At 62.8% G+C, this 16,951-nt stretch carries 12 protein-coding genes; 8 read left to right on the top strand and 4 right to left on the bottom strand.

Features of this window, described 5'->3' with window-relative positions; all coding sequences use genetic code 11:
- Window positions 1–109: 109 nt before the first annotated feature.
- The 4 genes from AC0L3H_RS26835 to AC0L3H_RS26820 form a co-directional block, all read right to left on the bottom strand.
- Entirely contained in the window at window positions 110–1,252 is a 1,143-nt protein-coding gene (locus AC0L3H_RS26835; protein WP_473587463.1) for a DegT/DnrJ/EryC1/StrS family aminotransferase, read from the bottom strand.
- Window positions 1,253–1,506: 254 nt separating this feature from the next.
- The gene (locus AC0L3H_RS26830; protein WP_473587462.1) at window positions 1,507–2,430 is read right to left on the bottom strand and encodes a carbohydrate kinase family protein; all 924 of its coding nucleotides are present in this window, start codon (window positions 2,428–2,430) and stop codon (window positions 1,507–1,509) included.
- Window positions 2,427–2,873 (bottom strand): RbsD/FucU family protein, encoded by a 447-nt coding sequence (locus tag AC0L3H_RS26825; protein WP_473587461.1) that lies wholly within the window; start codon window positions 2,871–2,873, stop codon window positions 2,427–2,429. The genes AC0L3H_RS26830 and AC0L3H_RS26825 overlap by 4 nt, the downstream gene beginning before the upstream one ends.
- A complete protein-coding gene (locus AC0L3H_RS26820) occupies window positions 2,874–4,100 on the bottom strand; it encodes an ROK family transcriptional regulator (protein ID WP_473587460.1) in 1,227 nt (408 codons plus the stop codon).
- Window positions 4,101–4,368: 268 nt separating this feature from the next.
- Here AC0L3H_RS26820 and AC0L3H_RS26815 point away from each other — a divergent pair, with 268 nt between their 5' ends.
- From AC0L3H_RS26815 to AC0L3H_RS26780, 8 genes are all read left to right on the top strand, one after another.
- Window positions 4,369–5,346, top strand: coding sequence for a sugar ABC transporter substrate-binding protein (locus tag AC0L3H_RS26815; protein ID WP_236388945.1), 978 nt, complete (start codon window positions 4,369–4,371; stop codon window positions 5,344–5,346).
- 158 nt (window positions 5,347–5,504) lie between these two features.
- A complete protein-coding gene (locus AC0L3H_RS26810) occupies window positions 5,505–6,569 on the top strand; it encodes an ABC transporter permease (protein ID WP_236388051.1) in 1,065 nt (354 codons plus the stop codon).
- 2 nt (window positions 6,570–6,571) lie between these two features.
- On the top strand, window positions 6,572–7,354 hold the full coding sequence (locus AC0L3H_RS26805; RefSeq protein WP_023802796.1) for an ATP-binding cassette domain-containing protein: 783 nt from the start codon (window positions 6,572–6,574) through the stop codon (window positions 7,352–7,354).
- A 256-nt stretch (window positions 7,355–7,610) separates the two neighbouring features.
- Entirely contained in the window at window positions 7,611–10,073 is a 2,463-nt protein-coding gene (locus AC0L3H_RS26800; RefSeq protein ID WP_473491662.1) for a glycogen/starch/alpha-glucan phosphorylase, read from the top strand.
- A gap of 58 nt (window positions 10,074–10,131) precedes the next feature.
- Window positions 10,132–12,345, top strand: a complete 2,214-nt coding sequence (glgB, locus tag AC0L3H_RS26795) for a 1,4-alpha-glucan branching protein GlgB (protein WP_473587459.1) — start codon at window positions 10,132–10,134, stop codon at window positions 12,343–12,345.
- A 36-nt stretch (window positions 12,346–12,381) separates the two neighbouring features.
- Complete coding sequence (gene glgC, locus AC0L3H_RS26790) at window positions 12,382–13,650, top strand: glucose-1-phosphate adenylyltransferase (RefSeq protein WP_077381220.1); 1,269 nt, start codon at window positions 12,382–12,384, stop codon at window positions 13,648–13,650.
- The gene (gene glgA, locus AC0L3H_RS26785) at window positions 13,651–15,093 is read left to right on the top strand and encodes a glycogen synthase GlgA (RefSeq protein ID WP_473587458.1); all 1,443 of its coding nucleotides are present in this window, start codon (window positions 13,651–13,653) and stop codon (window positions 15,091–15,093) included.
- A gap of 3 nt (window positions 15,094–15,096) precedes the next feature.
- On the top strand, window positions 15,097–16,725 hold the full coding sequence (locus AC0L3H_RS26780) for an alpha-D-glucose phosphate-specific phosphoglucomutase (protein ID WP_473587457.1): 1,629 nt from the start codon (window positions 15,097–15,099) through the stop codon (window positions 16,723–16,725).
- The last annotated feature ends 226 nt before the right edge of the window (window positions 16,726–16,951 follow it).

The following is a 16,951-nucleotide window of genomic DNA, read 5'->3' as shown; positions in this document are numbered from 1 at the left end:
CGAACGCTTCACCCCAGCCGAATGCGCCAACTACTTCAAGGCAGCTGGATACGACCCAGATTAAACAGGACGCGCTCCTAGACTAGATCGTAGTCGTGCGCGTGAGACTCTACGCAGCGGCGATTTGCGCCGAATTCGAGCCGATATAATTGCGGATCGTCTCGATGATCCGGTCCTGGTCGGCCTCGCTCAGATAGGGATGCATGGGCAGGCACAGGATACGCTTCGGCAGCCCCTCAGAAACGGCAAGACCTGTCGGCGTGCGCGGATAATCGCGGTAGGCGATCTGGCTGTGCAGCGGCTTCACATAATAGATCACCGACGGGATGCCTTTTTCCCCGAGATGCGCCTTCAGCCCGTCGCGCTTCGGCGTCTCGATGGCATATTGCGCCCAGGCCGAACGGCCGCCGTCCAGGTTGCGCGCTGCCTTGACGATGTCGCCGAGGCCTTCGGCATACCGTTTGGCGACCGCTTGCCGCGCAACCATTTCGTCTTCAAGAATGGCCAGCTTCTCGATCAGGATCGCCGCCTGCAGAGTGTCGAGCCGCGAATTGATGCCGACGCGGACATTGTCATATTGGGTTTCGCCTTTGCCGTGGAAGGCGAACGAGCGAAGTTGCTCGGCCAGCGCATCGTCATTGGTGAACATCGCGCCGCCGTCGCCATAGCAGCCGAGCGGTTTTGCCGGGTAGAAGCTGGTCGAGCCGACCGCGCCGAACGAACCCAGCATCTTGCCGTCGCTCGAGCCGCCGATCGCTTGGGCGGCATCTTCGATCACCATCAGCCCTTCGCGGTCGGCGATGGCCATGATCGCCTCGTAATCGGCGGCGAGCCCGAACAGGTCGACGGAGATGATCGCTCTTGGCTTCAGCCGGCCTTCCGCCTTGATCATGGCGATGGCGGCTTCGAGGCTGGCGATGTCGATATTGTAGGTCTGCGGATCGACATCGACGAAAACCGGCTCGGCCTTGGCCAGCGCCACCACTTCCGCCGTGGCGGCGAAGGTGAAGCTCGGCACGAACACCGCGTCACCTGGACCGATGCCGGCCGCAAACAGCGGCAGCAGCAGCGCGTCGGTCCCGTTGGCGCAGGCTACGACATGCTTGATGCCGACATAGGCGGCGAGCTTGTTTTCGAATTCGGTGACCTCAGGTCCGAGAATGTAGCGACCCTCGTCGACGACGCGGTCGATGGCAGCTTTCAGCCTGTTGCGGATTCGTTCGCGCTGCGCGCCAAGATCGATGAACTGCATGTCGGCCTCAAAACGGGACTAGCCAGATAACCGGCCGCTGGTATCAGACTTGGCGCGGCCGAGAAAGCTGCACGGACCAATCGACGAATTGCTCAAATGTCGCAGCCTGTTACCTCTCAGTCCGACAGGTCCCTATCAGACGCCGGAAATCCGGGGCTTTGTTGCGCACGACACGGCCTTCGTGTCGCACGCGCTCGGCTGGGCGAAACATAAAGTGATCGATGTTAGCGCATCCTCAACGCATCGCGGTCCAATCAGGCGATTTCATGCCGCCAAGGCGGATTGGCGCCGGCCCGCGACACGGTTACCGCCGCAGCCTTGGCGCCAAGCGCCAGCGCCTTATGGATGGCGTCGTCCGACAGATTGGCGATCGCCTCCTTCGACAGCTGGCCTTGCTCGTGCAGCGAGGCCAGGATGCCGGCGTTGAACGTGTCGCCGGCGCCGACCGTATCGACCACCTCGACCTTGTCCGGCACGACCGTGACCTTGTGATCCCTGGTGTAGCCGATGGCGCCTTCGCTGCCATGGGTGACGACGATCAGCGTCGGGCCGCGCTCCAGCCAGTTGCGGACGACGTCCTCGTGCGAGCCGGCTTCGCCGAACCAGTTGAGGTCCTCGTCCGACAGTTTCACGATGTCGGCCATGGCCATCATCGAGCGGATGCGCCTGAGATGCTTGGCCTTGTCCGCTATGAAATTCGGCCGGATGTTGGGGTCGAGCATCATGACGCGGCGGCTGTGCTCGCGCCGCATGAATTCCTCGTAGGCGGATCCGGCCGGCTCTGAGATCAGGCTGATGGCGCCGAACAGCATGGCTTCGATCTCGCTGCCGAGTTTCGGCAGATCGTCGATGGTCAGCATCCGTCCGGCTGTGTTTTCATCGTAGAACGTGTAGGTCGCCTGGCCGTTGTCCAGCCGCACGAAGGCGAGCGTGGTCGGCCGGGGCGATGTGTGCGCATAGGTGGAACTGACTTGGCTTGCGTCAAGCGCGTCCTTGAACTGGCTGCCGAACAGATCCGTCGACAGGCCGGAAAAGAAACCGGCGGGCGCTCCCAGCCGGCCGAGCGCTATTGCCGTGTTGAACACCGCGCCGCCGACATAGGGGGCAAAGGCCGGCTCGCCCTCAGTCGTGGTGCGTGGCAGCATGTCGATCAGGGCTTCGCCGCAACAGAGGATCATGATTTTCTGGTCTCCGGCGGATAGATCACACCCTTGCGGATGATGATGTTGGCGTAGAGCCGCGGCTCGCTTGTCGCGACGATCGCGTGTGCGGACCTGACCCGTTGATAGAAGTCGGCGCCGGCAAGCGCAACCACCTTGCGGCCCGGAGCACGCTCGGCGCAGATCGCCTCCATCTCGTGATGAACGGGATCGGCAAGCAGGGGATCACCTTTCACCGAGGCGCGAAACAGCGCCTCCGGCACCGCGTCATCGACAGGCAATACGCTGAGGATGGCGTCGAGCATCGGAGCAAGATGATGACCGTCGGCACGGATGAGCCGGTGTGCCTGCTCTTTCGCCGGGTAGTTTCCGTCGACAAGGGCGATCTCGTCGCCATGGCCCATGGCACGCAGCATCGCCAGAAGCTCCGGGCCGAGCAGGGCCGGGATTCCGATCAGCATTCAGGTGCTCCTGGAAATCGTGGTCGAACCGATGAGGAAGCGCTCGGAAAGCGGCAGACTGGCACCGCCCAGGGCACGCGCATGAATGCCGACAGTCCCCTCGCGCACGGCCGGAAGCTTCAGGCCTTCACCGTCGATCTTGCCGATAGCATCGATAACGGCATCGACGAGCCGGCGCCGCACGGCCTTCGGCATCCATCCGTCGATCACCGCCGCCTCGAAATCGATAACCGATGACGCCGCCACAATGGCATAGGCGAGCGCCTGCGATGCGCAGGCGATCCAATCGTCGAGCTCGACGCCGATTTCGCCCCAATCCTCCGGTGACGTCCACAGATGTGAGGCTTCGACGCCGCGCGCGTTGAGTGCCTTTTCCAGCATGGCGATCGACGCCACGCCGATCAATTGGGTCGGCTTGCCGTCCGGTCCAGGCACCGGCATCGAACCCAGCGCGCCGGCATTGCCGGTCGGTCCGCCGAAAAGGTGACCGTTCAGCACGATGCCGCCGCCGGCGAAGGCACCGATGTAGAAATAGACGAAGTCGCGTGCCGTGCCCGCTTTGCCGAACACCAGTTCGGCGCCGCAGGCAGAGGTGGCGTCATTTTGCAGGTAGACGGGGAATTCGCACTGTGCCTGGATGTCGGCGCGGATGTCTCGGTGGCGCCATTCGTCCATGACGTCGCGCGGCGCACCTGCCGTATTGGCCCAGCTCCACAATTCGAACGGCATGGCAATGCCAAGTCCGGCAATGCGCTTGTCCTGCGCCGGGGTGAGTTCGCCGCGCATCGTCTTCATGCCGGAGGTGACGAACTCGACCGTCTCGCGCGGTGCCGGATAGCGGTAGGAATGCTGCAGCATCGAGCGCACATTGCCGAGAAAATCGATCAGCACGAGTTCGGCGCTGCGGCGGCCGATCTTCAGGCCGATGAAATAGGCGCCATCGGGATTGAGCGCCATCGGAATGGAAGGTTGGCCGATCTTGCCGCGCAGCGGCGCCTGGCGGACAAGAAGGTTGTCCTCCTCGAGCTCGCGCATGATGACCGAAACGGTCTGGGCCGAAAGTCCGGTCATGCGCGCAATGTCGGACTTCGCCAGGCTGCCGTGCTGACGCACCAGCGACAGCACCAGCCGCTCATTGTGGTCCCGCATGCCGCTCTGGTTGGTGCCGCGGTGAATGCGGCTTTTGGCTGCCTCGGGCGAACCGTGCCTTGGTATGCCGGTCTCCACCCCTTCTCCTCCCGTCGTTTCCCTTAATGCTTTTGGCCAGAATGAGTGACCGACGCCACGCTGTCAATAATAAATAAGAGTGATTTAATTATTGACAAGAGCCTCAGTCTGGTATTCTCTTGGGGCAAGCGTCCACGCTGGGAGAAGTCGCTGGATGCTCATGCGATGCCGGTTGGCCGGCATCCGAACTGGTCCCACTGGGAGGAAAATCGTGACCAAGACAGCACTGCTAAGATCCACCGTTTTTGCCGCGGCCGGACTGGGTCTGATGGCATTCACCTCGGCTGCGTCCGCCGCCGATGTCGGCGCCTGCCTGATCACCAAGACCGACACCAACCCGTTCTTCGTCAAGATGAAGGAAGGCGCGAGCGCCAAGGCCAAGGAACTCGGCGTCGAACTCAAAGCCTACGCCGGCAAGATCGATGGCGACAGCGAGAGCCAGGTGGCGGCGATCGAAAGCTGCATCGCCGACGGCGCCAAGGGCATCCTGATCACCGCGTCGGATACCAAGGGCATCGTCCCGGCGGTGAAGAAGGCACGTGACGCCGGTCTGCTGGTGATCGCGCTGGACACGCCGCTTGATCCGCTCGACGCCGCCGACGCGACCTTTGCGACCGACAATCTGGAAGCCGGCAAGCTGATTGGTGCCTGGGCCGCAGCGACGCTCGGCGACAAGGCGAAGGATGCCAGGATCGGCTTCCTCGACCTGACGCCCTCGCAGCCGACGGTCGACGTCCTGCGCGACCAGGGCTTCATGATGGGCTACGGTATCGACGTGAAGGACCCCAACAAGATCGGCGATGAGGATGATCCGCGTATCGTCGGCCACGACGTCACCAACGGCAACGAGGAAGGCGGCCGCAAGGCGATGGAGAACCTCCTCCAGAAGGATCCTGGCATCAACGTCATCCACACCATCAACGAGCCGGCAGCCGTCGGCGCCTACCAGGCGCTCAAGGCCGTGGGTCTCGAAGGCAATGTGCTGATCGTGTCGGTCGATGGCGGCTGCCCCGGCGTGAAGTCGGTCGCCGAGGGCGTGATCGGTGCGACCTCACAGCAATATCCGCTGCAGATGGCGGCACTCGGCATCGAAGCGATCGCCGCTTACGCCAAGGACGGGACGAAGCCCAAGCCGACCGAAGGCAAGGATTTCTTCGACACCGGCGTCAACCTCGTGACCGACAAGCCCGCGGAGGGCGTGAAGTCCATCGACACCAAGGAAGGCCTCGCCAAGTGCTGGGGCTGATGCCGGTCTGACAGGCAACAGACCGAAGCGGCCAGGGGCTTGATCCCCGGCTGCTTCGGGTGGACGATGCGGAAATCGCAAGCGCGAACAATTCCGGCGGCAGATCGGGAACGGTTGGACGGGCGTCGGCGCGTAGCTGAAGCCTCATGGGAGGAAACATGTCTCAGGTTCAGGAATTCGAAAAGGCTCTCGCGAACAGCGAGACAAGCGTTGCTGCTTTTGACGAGCATGGTACGTCGCTCGTCAAGCGCATCCAGCATTTCCTGCATTCCACTCCGGCTGCGGTGCCGCTGATCGTGCTGGTCCTGTCGATCGCTGTCTTTGGCGTCACGATCGGAGGACGGTTCTTTTCGTCCTACACGCTGACGCTGATCCTGCAGCAGATCGCCATCGTCGGTATTCTCGGCGCCGCGCAGACGCTGGTCATCCTGACAGCCGGCATCGACCTGTCAATCGGCGTGATCATGGTGATTTCGGCCGTGATCATGGGCAATTGCGCGGTCACCTATGGCCTGCCGACCTTGCTTGCCGTGGTGATCGGGCTTGCCGCCGGCGGGGCCTGCGGGCTGCTCAACGGGCTGCTGGTCGCCTACATGAAGCTGCCGCCCTTCATCGTCACGCTCGGCACCTGGAACATCGTCATGGCCACAAACTTCATCTATTCGGCCAATGAGACGATCCGTGACGCCGACGTCGACGTCCAAGCCCCGCTGCTGCATCTGTTTGGCCTGAACTTCAAGGTCGGCACGGCGGTGCTGACGTTCGGCGTCATTGCCATGGTCGTGCTGGTGCTGTTCTTGTGGTATGTGCTCAATCACACGGCATGGGGCCGTCATGTCTACGCTGTCGGCGACGATCCGGAGGCAGCGAAGCTGTCGGGCATCCAAACCAAGAAGGTGCTGATCTCGGTCTACACGCTTGCCGGGCTGATCGCCGCTTTCGCTGCCTGGGTCTCCATCGGCCGCAACGGCTCGATCTCGCCGTCCGCTGCCGTCACCGACTACAATTTGCAGGCGATCACCGCGACGGTGATCGGCGGCATTTCCCTCTTCGGCGGGCGCGGCTCTATTCTGGGCACGCTGTTCGGCGCGATGATCGTCGGCGTGGTTTCGATGGGCCTCAACATGCTGGGCGCCGATCCGCAATGGAAAGTGCTGCTCACCGGTGTGCTGATCATCGGCGCCGTGGCGATCGACCAGTGGATCAGAAAGGTTTCGGTGTAACCATGACCCAGGAGCCCATCCTCACCGCGCGCGGCCTCGTCAAGCGCTACGGCCGCGTCACCGCACTGAACAGCTGCGACTTCGATCTCTATCCGGGAGAGATCCTGGCCGTGATCGGCGACAATGGAGCCGGCAAGTCGACGCTGATCAAGGCGATCTCGGGCGCCGTTGTCCCGGACGAGGGGATCATCGAGTTGGACGGCAAGCAGGTGCTCTTCAAGTCGCCCATCGAAGCCCGCGAAGCCGGCATCGAAACCGTCTACCAGAACCTGGCGCTGTCGCCGGCGCTGTCGATCGCCGACAACATGTTCCTCGGTCGCGAGATCCGCAAACCGGGTTTTCTGGGCGACTGGCTGCGCATGCTCGACCGCCCGGCAATGGAAAAGCGCGCCCGCGACAAGCTCACCGAACTTGGCCTGATGACCATCCAGAACATCAGCCAGGCCGTGGAAACGCTCTCGGGCGGCCAACGCCAGGGCGTGGCGGTGGCGCGCGCCGCCGCCTTCGGCTCGAAGATGGTCATCATGGATGAGCCGACGGCGGCGTTAGGCGTCAAGGAGAGCCGCCGCGTGCTCGAACTGATCCTCGACGTGAAGAAGCGCGGCCTGCCGATCGTGCTGATCTCCCACAACATGCCGCATGTCTTCGAGGTGGCCGACCGCATTCACATCCATCGGCTGGGCCGTCGCCTCTGTGTCATCGATCCCAAGCAATATACGATGTCGGACGCCGTCGCCTTCATGACCGGAGCGAAGCTTCCGCCGGAGGCGGCACTGGCGGCCTGATGCATGTCGCCCAAAAGCATGCCCTCGGGCGCACCGAGGGTGCGCTGCGGTTTTGGGACGTTATGCACATAACTAAGACTCTAAGATGCGTCGCAGACGCCGCCCAAACGCGACGCACTTCAAGTTGCTAAAACCGCCGCTGGGTAAGCTTCCCCGCGGCAATCTAACTCGATTGAACGCATAACAATATGCGCTAGCATGGGCTGGGAGGAATGGTGAAAGCCGGTATGATCATGGCAACCGCACGAGAGGCAGCATGACGCGCGCGATGACATCCAAAACCCCCATTCTCGAAAACTCCGATCCCAAGGCGCTTGCCGACGAAGTCTTGAAGGCCCTCAAATACAGGCTCGGCAAGGGGACCAGTGTCGCGACGCAATACGACTGGCTCACCGCCTCGATAAAGGTCGTGCGCGACCATATCGTCGATCATTGGATGCAGGCAACGCAAGAGGCCTACGCCCATCAGGAAAAGCGCGTCTATTACCTGTCACTGGAATTCCTCATCGGTCGCCTGATGCGCGACGCCTTCTCCAATCTCGGCCTGATGGACAATATGCGCGAAGCGCTGCGGTCTCTCGGCGTCGACCTCGACCTCATCGCGGCCCTCGAACCAGATGCAGCGCTTGGCAATGGCGGTCTCGGCCGGCTCGCCGCCTGCTTCATGGAAAGCATGGCAACCGTCGACATTCCCGCGCATGGCTATGGCATTCGCTACGCCAATGGCATGTTCCGGCAGGAAATCCATGGCGGCTGGCAGGTTGAGCTGCCCGAGACCTGGCTCGATCACGGCAACCCCTGGGAGTTCGAGCGGCGCGAACGCTCATTCGAGGTCGGTTTCGGCGGCTCGGTGGAATCGATCACCTCGAAGGACGGCAGGCTCGAGCGCCACGTCTGGAAGCCGATCGAACATGTTCTGGCGGTTGCCTACGATACGCCGGTGGTTGGCTGGCGGGCCAACCGCGTCAACACGCTGCGGCTCTGGTCCGGCATGCCGATCGATCCGATCCTGCTCGACAAGTTCAACGCCGGCGACCACATCGGTGCGCTCGCCGAAAGCAACAAGGCCGATGCCTTGTCGCGCGTCCTTTACCCTGCCGATTCCCACAAGGCCGGTCAGGAGCTGCGCCTCAGGCAAGAGTATTTCTTTTCCACCGCATCGTTGCAGGATATCATTCAGCGTCATCTCAGCCAGTATGGCGACCTGCAGTCGCTGCCCGACAAGGCGGCGATCCATCTGAACGACACCCATCCGGCCATCGCCGTGCCCGAGCTGATGCGCCTGTTGATGGATGTCCACGGCATGGATTTCGATCAGGCCTGGAGCATCACCAAGCGCACTTTCGGCTACACCAACCACACACTGCTTCCAGAGGCGCTCGAAAGCTGGCCGGTGCCGCTGTTCGAGCGGCTGTTGCCGCGCCATATGCAGATCGTCTACGCCATCAACGCCGAAGTGCTGCTGGAGGCGCGCGCCTCCGATCAGTTTTCTGACGAGCAGATCAGCCAGATCTCGCTGATACAGGAAAACGGCGAGCGCCGGGTGCGCATGGGCAATCTGGCGTTTGTCGGCTCGCACTCGATCAACGGCGTCTCTGCCCTTCACACCGAGCTGATGAAGGAAACGGTGTTTGCCGAGCTCCACCGACTCTACCCCGACCGCATCAACAACAAGACCAACGGCATCACGCCGCGGCGCTGGCTGATCCAGTGCAATCCCGGTCTCACCGCGCTCACCCGCGAGGCGATCGGCGACCGCTTCCTCGACGATATAGACGCGATCAAGGAGCTCGATGCCTTTGCCGACGACGCCGCCTTCCGCGACAAGTTCGCGGCAGTCAAGCGGGCGAACAAGGCCAAGCTCGCCAATCTCGTCGCCGACCGCCTCGGCATCAGGATCGATCCCTCGGCGCTGTTCGACATCCAGATCAAGCGCATCCACGAATACAAACGCCAGCTCCTGAACATCCTCGAAACAGTCGCGCTCTACGACCAGATCCGCTCCCATCCCGAGCGCAACTGGATGCCACGCGTCAAGTTCTTCGGCGGCAAGGCGGCGCCCAGCTATCACAATGCCAAGCTGATCATCAAACTCGCCAACGACGTCGCCAAAGTCATCAACCGCGACCCGGCCGTTCGCGGCTTGCTCAAAGTGGTGTTCGTGCCGAACTACAATGTCAGCCTGGCCGAGATCATGATCCCGGCCGCCGATCTTTCGGAGCAGATATCGACCGCCGGGATGGAAGCCTCCGGCACCGGCAACATGAAATTTGCGCTGAACGGTGCGCTGACCATCGGCACGCTCGACGGCGCCAATGTCGAGATCAAGGAATGCGTCGGCGACGACAACATCTTCGTTTTCGGCCTGACCACCGAAGAGGTCGCCGAGCGGCGCAGCAACGGCTACGATCCGCGATCGGTGATCGAAGCCTCTCCCGAACTGGCGCAGGCCGTGGCTGCCGTTTCGACGGGCGTCTTTTCGCCTGACGATCCGGAACGCTATCGCGACCTGATGAACGGCCTCTATCAGAGCGACTGGTTCATGGTCGCCGCGGATTTCGATGCCTACGCCTCAACCCAGCGCGATGTCGACGCGGTCTGGCGCGACAGCCCGGATTGGTACGCCAGGGCAATTCGCAATGTCGCCCGCGTCGGCTGGTTCTCGTCCGATCGCACGATCCGCCAATATGCGAAAGAAATCTGGAACGTGCCCGTTTGATATGATTGCATGAGGCCACGAACAACGTGGTCCGGGTGCCGGGGAGGGTCACTGCCTGATGAGGAAGCCGCGCGCGACCGCTGCGACAAGCGGGCCGGATGGACTGGCGTCAGCCGGTGATGTCGCGGCAATTGTCGCCGGCACGCATGGTGATCCTTTCGCTGTCCTCGGTGTGCACGAGGTCGACAAGGGCTTTGTCGCCCGCTGCTTTGTCCCTCATGCCGAGTTCGTCACTGCCTATACGCTGACCGGCAAGAACGCCGGCGAACTCTCCAGGCGCGACGAAGGCGGCTTCTTCGAGGGCAGCCTGTCGCTCAGAAAGCGTCAGCCGCTGCGCTATCACGCGCGCAATGCCGGCGGTGACTGGTGGCTGATCGATCCCTATTCGTTCGGTCCGGTACTGGGTCCGCTGGACGACTATTACATCGCCGAAGGTTCGCACCTCAGGCTGTTCGACAAGCTCGGGGCGCATCTCATCGATCACGAGGGTGCATCCGGCGTGCATTTCGCCGTCTGGGCGCCCAATGCAAGGCGCGTTTCGGTGGTCGGCGACTTCAACGAATGGGACGGCCGCAGGCATACGATGCGCGTCCGCCGCGACACCGGCATCTGGGAGTTGTTCATCCCCGACATCGGCGCCGGACGGCCATACAAATACGAGATCATCGGGCCCGATGGCGTGAGGCTGCCGCTGAAGGCCGATCCGTTCGCTTTCAAGTCCGAACTGCGACCGGCCACCGCTTCGGTGACGGCGCTTCCGCCGGCGCATCAATGGGGTGACGAGGCGCACCGCGATTTCTGGCGCAACGCCGACGCCCGCCGCGAGGCGGTGTCGATCTATGAGGTCCATGCCGGCTCCTGGCAGCTTCACGACGACGGCAGCTTCCTGTCATGGGACGAGCTTGCCGACCGGCTGATCCCGTATGTCGTCGACACGGGTTTCACCCATATCGAATTCATGCCGATCTCCGAACATCCCTATGATCCGTCCTGGGGCTATCAGACGACGGGCCTCTACGCGCCGTCGGCCCGCTTCGGCGATCCGGACGGTTTTGCCCGGTTCGTCGACGGCGCCCACCGCGCCGGCATCGGCGTCATCCTGGACTGGGTGCCGGCGCATTTTCCGGTGGACGCGCATGGCCTGGCCAACTTCGACGGCACCGCGCTCTATGAGCATGCCGACCCGCGCAAGGGCTTCCATCCCGACTGGAACACCGCGATCTACAATTTCGGCCGGCGCGAGGTGGTCTCGTTCCTGGTCAACAATGCGCTGTTCTGGGCCGAAAAATACCATGTCGACGGTTTGCGCGTCGATGCCGTCGCCTCGATGCTCTACCTCGACTATTCGCGCAAGGCCGGCGAATGGATTCCCAACGAAAAAGGCGGGCGCGAAAACCTCGAGGCGGTCAGCTTCCTCCAGAGGATGAACAAGGAAGTCTATGGCCATCATCCGGGTGTGATGACGATCGCCGAGGAATCGACCTCATGGCCAAAAGTTTCGCAGCCGGTACATGAGGGCGGGCTGGGTTTCGGCTTCAAGTGGAACATGGGCTTCATGCACGACACGCTGGAGTATTTCTCCAAAGAGCCGATTTTCCGCAAGCATCACCACGGCGACATCACCTTCGGTCTGGTCTACGCCTTCTCAGAGAATTTCGTGCTGCCGCTCTCCCATGACGAGGTCGTGCACGGCAAGGGGACGCTGCTTGGCAAGATGGCCGGCGACGACTGGCAGAAATTCGCGACGCTGCGCGCCTACTACGCCTTCATGTGGGGCTACCCCGGCAAGAAGCTGTTGTTCATGGGGCAGGAATTCGCCCAGCGCCGCGAGTGGAGCGAGGCGCGCGCACTCGACTGGAACCTGCTCGATTTCCGGGCCCACCGCGGCGTCTGGCAGACGGTGCGCGATCTCAACTATCTCTACCGCTCACGGCCGGCGTTGCATGCGCGCGATTGCGAACCGGAGGGCTTTTCCTGGCTGATCGTCGACGACAGCGCCAACTCGGTCTTTGCATGGCTGCGCAGCGCACCGGGCGGAGCCCCGGTCGCCGTCATCTCCAATTTTACGCCGGTGCCGCGCGACAATTACCGCGTGCCGTTGCCAATGGCTGGAAGATGGCGCGAGATCATCAACACGGACGCCTCCGACTATGGCGGTTCCGGCAAGGGCAATGACGGTGCCGTCGAGGCTCGGAAGGAAGCAGGAGGCATCTCGGCGACGATGCTGTTGCCGCCGCTGTCGACGATCATGCTCGAATTTGCTCCGGACTAGGCGATGTCTCGCAGCGCGTAACTTGGGAGGATAAGAATGGCAGAGATAAAACGGACCCAGCCGCTGGCGCGCGATGCCATGGCCTATGTTCTGGCCGGCGGCCGTGGCAGCCGCCTCAAGGAATTGACCGACCGGCGCGCCAAACCGGCGGTCTATTTCGGCGGCAAGACGCGCATCATCGATTTTGCGCTCTCCAATGCGCTCAATTCCGGTATTCGCCGCCTCGGCGTGGCCACCCAGTACAAGGCGCACTCGCTGATCCGCCACCTGCAGCGCGGCTGGAACTTCCTGCGGCCCGAGCGCAACGAGAGCTTCGACATCCTGCCGGCCAGTCAGCGCGTATCGGAAACGCAATGGTATGAGGGCACGGCCGATGCCGTCTACCAGAACATCGACATCATCGAGGCCTACGGGCCCGAATACATGGTCATCCTGGCCGGCGATCACGTCTACAAGATGGACTATGAGCTGATGCTTCGCCAGCATGTCGATGCCGGCGCCGACGTCACCGTCGGCTGCCTCGAAGTGCCGCGCATGGAGGCGACCGGCTTCGGCGTCATGCATGTCGACAAGAAGGACACCATCATCTCCTTCATCGAGAAACCCGCCGATCCGCCCGGCATTCCCGACAAGCCGGATTTTGCCCTGGCCTCGATGGGCATCTACGTGTTCAAGACCAAGTTCCTGATGGAGCAGCTGCGCCGCGACGCGGCCGAACCGGGCTCAAGCCGTGATTTCGGCAAGGACATCATCCCCTATGTCGTCGAGCACGGCAAGGCGATCGCCCATCGCTTCGCCAAATCCTGCGTGCGCTCGACCGCCGAGAACGAAGCCTACTGGCGCGATGTCGGGACCGTCGACGCCTATTGGGAAGCCAATATCGACCTCACCGACATCACGCCCGAGCTCGATCTCTACGACCGCGACTGGCCGATCTGGACCTATGCCGAGCTGAAGCCGCCGGCGAAGTTCGTGCATGACGAGGATGGTCGCCGTGGCTCGGCGGTATCCTCGCTGGTCTCGGGCGATTGCATCGTCTCAGGCGCGTCGCTGAAGCGAAGCCTGATCTTCACCGGCGCGCGCATCAACTCCTATTCGACGCTCGAGGACGTCGTCATGCTGCCCGACTGCCAGGTCGGCCGCAGCGCGAGATTGAAGCGCGTGGTGATCGATCATGGCGTCAGGATTCCCGAAGGGCTCGTGGTCGGCGAGGATCCCGTCCTCGACGCCAAGCGCTTCCGCGTTTCCGAAAAGGGCATCTGCCTCGTCACGCAGGCCATGATCGACAAACTGGGACTGTCGTGAATGCAGGTCCTGTCGGTCACGCCCGAAATATTCCCTCTGATCAAGACTGGCGGGCTTGCCGACGTGACCGGCGCGTTGCCCATCGCGCTCGCCGGCAAGGGCGTGGCGATGCGCACGCTTGTTCCCGGCTATCCCCAGATCATCGATGCCTTCAAGAAGAAAAAACCCGTTCACCACTATCCGCTGCTGCAAGGCGGCAAGGCTTCGGTCCATGCCGTCCAGATCGCCGGGCTCGACCTGTTCGTGCTCGACGCGCCGCATCTGTTCGATCGCCCCGGCGGCCCCTATGGCAATGCCACCGGCGCCGACTGGCCGGACAATTGGCGGCGTTTCGCGGCCCTGAGCCAGGTTGGCGGCGACATCGCCGGCGGCGCCGTCTCGGGTTACCAGCCTGACATCGTCCATGCCCATGACTGGCAATCGGCGATGACGCTGGCCTATATGCGCTACGGCAAGGCGGTCGGCACGCCGTCAATGATCACCGTCCACAATCTCGCTTTCCAGGGCCAGTTCGGCGCCGGCATCTTTGGCGAACTCGGCTTGCCGGCGGCGGCCATGGCGCTCGACGGCGTCGAATATTACGGCGGCGTCGGTTTCCTCAAGGCTGGCCTGCAGGCCGCCTGGGCCATCACCACAGTCAGCCCGACCTATGCGCAGGAGATCCGCTCGCCGGAATTCGGCATGGGGCTCGATGGCCTCATCAACATGCGGTCCGTCGATCTCTATGGCATCGTCAACGGCATCGACACCGAGATATGGAACCCTGAAACCGACAAGCATCTGGTCTCCAGCTACACGGCCAGGACGTTGAAGGCGCGGCACCCCAACCGGACCGCCGTCGAGGATCGTTTCAACCTTGACCGCGACGACAGTCCGATCGTCTGCGTGATCAGCCGGCTCACCTGGCAGAAGGGAATGGACATACTGGCAACGGTCGTCGACGGGATTGTTGCGAGGGGTGCCCGCCTGGCGATCCTGGGGTCCGGCGACGCCGGCCTGGAAGGCGCGCTGCTGGCCGCCGCCGCCCGCCATCGCGGTCGCATCGGCGTCGTCGTCGGTTATGACGAGGCGCTTTCCCACACCATGCAGGGCGGCTGTGACGCAATCATCATCCCGTCGCGCTTCGAGCCTTGCGGACTGACGCAGCTTTACGGCCTGCGCTATGGCTGCATGCCGGTCGTCGCACGCACCGGCGGTCTTGCCGACACGATCATCGACGCCAATGAAGCTGCGATTTCGGCAGGTGTGGCGACCGGCTTCCAGTTCGCACCCGCCGATGCCGGCGCCTTGCTGCACGCTATCCGCCGGCTGGTCGCGGCGCACGCCAACCCTGCGATCTGGACGTCGATGCAGCGGCAAGGCATGAAGGCGGATGTGTCGTGGGATAAAAGCGCAGAAAAATACCTCGAACTCTATCGCTTGCTGCTTTCGAAAAGGGCTTGACGCATGATACGCACCGTCGCCACCAAACCTTATCTCGACCAGAAGCCCGGCACATCCGGGCTGCGCAAGAAAGTGCCGGTGTTCCAGCAGGAGCACTATGCCGAGAACTTCATCCAGTCGATTTTCGATGCGCTGGACGGGTTCAAGGGCAAGACGCTGGTGATCGGCGGCGACGGCCGCTTCTACAACCGCGAGGTCATCCAGAAGGCCATCGCCATGGCGGCGGCAAACGGTTTCGGCAAGGTGATGGTCGGGCAGGGCGGCATCCTGTCGACGCCGGCCGCTTCCAACATCATTCGCAAATACAACACCTTCGGCGGCATCATCCTGTCGGCCAGCCACAATCCGGGCGGCCCGCACGAGGATTTCGGCATCAAATACAATGCCGGCAATGGCGGCCCGGCACCGGAAAAGCTGACCGACGCGATCTTCGCCAAGACCAAGATGATTTCGAGCTTCAAGACCGCCGATATCGGCACGGTCGACCTCGACACGATCGGTACCGTCGAGGCGGGCGGCATGACCGTCGAGGTGATCGACCCGGTCGCCGACTATGCCGAGCTGATGGAAAATCTGTTCGATTTCGATGCGTTGCGTGGGCTGTTCAAGTCAGGCTTTCGCATGCGCTTCGACGCCATGCATGCCGTGACCGGTCCCTATGCCAAGGAGATCCTGGAAAACCGGCTCGGCGCGCCGAAAGGCACCGCCCGCAACTTCGTTCCCCTGCCGGATTTCGGCGGCCACCACCCAGACCCGAACCTGGTCCACGCAAAGCACCTCTATGACGAGATGATGGGACCGGATGCGCCGGATTTCGGCGCCGCTTCCGACGGCGACGGCGACCGCAACCTGATCATCGGCAAGGGCATTTTCGTCACCCCGTCGGATTCGGTGGCTATGCTTGCCGCCAATGCTCATCTGGCGCCGGGCTACAAGGCTGGCCTGAAAGGCATCGCCCGCTCGATGCCGACCAGCGGTGCAGCCGACCGCGTCGCGGAAAAGCTCGGCATCGGCATCTATGAAACGCCGACCGGCTGGAAATTCTTTGGCAATCTGCTCGATGCCGACATGGCGACGATCTGCGGCGAGGAAAGTGCCGGAACCGGCTCCAACCATGTCCGCGAAAAGGACGGGCTGTGGGCCGTGCTTTTGTGGCTCAATATCCTCGCTGCCCGCGGCGAAAGCGCCAAGCAGATCGTCACCGAGCACTGGGCCGCCTATGGCCGCAACTACTACTCACGCCATGACTACGAGGAGGTCGAGACCGACCGCGCCAATGCGCTGGTCGACGAATTGCGGGCCAGGCTCGCTTCCTTGCCCGGCACCAGCGTGCGCGGCATGAAGATCGCCAGCGCCGACGATTTCGCCTATGACGACCCGGTCGACGGCTCGATAGCCAGGAACCAGGGCATCAGGGTGCTGTTCGAAGGCGGATCGCGCGTCGTCTTCCGTCTCTCCGGCACCGGTACCTCGGGGGCGACGCTGCGCGTCTATATCGAGCGCTACGAGCCGGACAAGTCCAGGCACGATCTCGACACGCAGGAGGCGCTTGCCGACCTGATTGCGGCAGCCGATGATATTGCCGGGATACGCAGCCATACCGGCCGCGCCGAGCCGAGCGTGATTACGTGAGTTTGGTTGACAGCCGGCCGTCTGAGTTCGGCCTGCGTTGCGAGGCTCCCCCTTCTCCCCTTGGGGGGGAAGGTGGCCGAGCGAAGCTCGGTCGGATGAGGGGTGTTCCAGCTTGGCGCACACCTTTGCTCAAATCGCCCATGCCTCGTTTCTTCCAGCACCCCTCATCCGTCTCGGCGCTGCGCGCCAATCCACCTTCTCCCACAAGGGGAGAAGGGGTCGCCGT

The sequence above is a fragment of the Mesorhizobium sp. WSM4816 genome (assembly GCF_055811535.1).
Note: the sequence above shows the minus strand (reverse complement) of the source record. Positions and strands in the feature narration are given on the sequence as shown.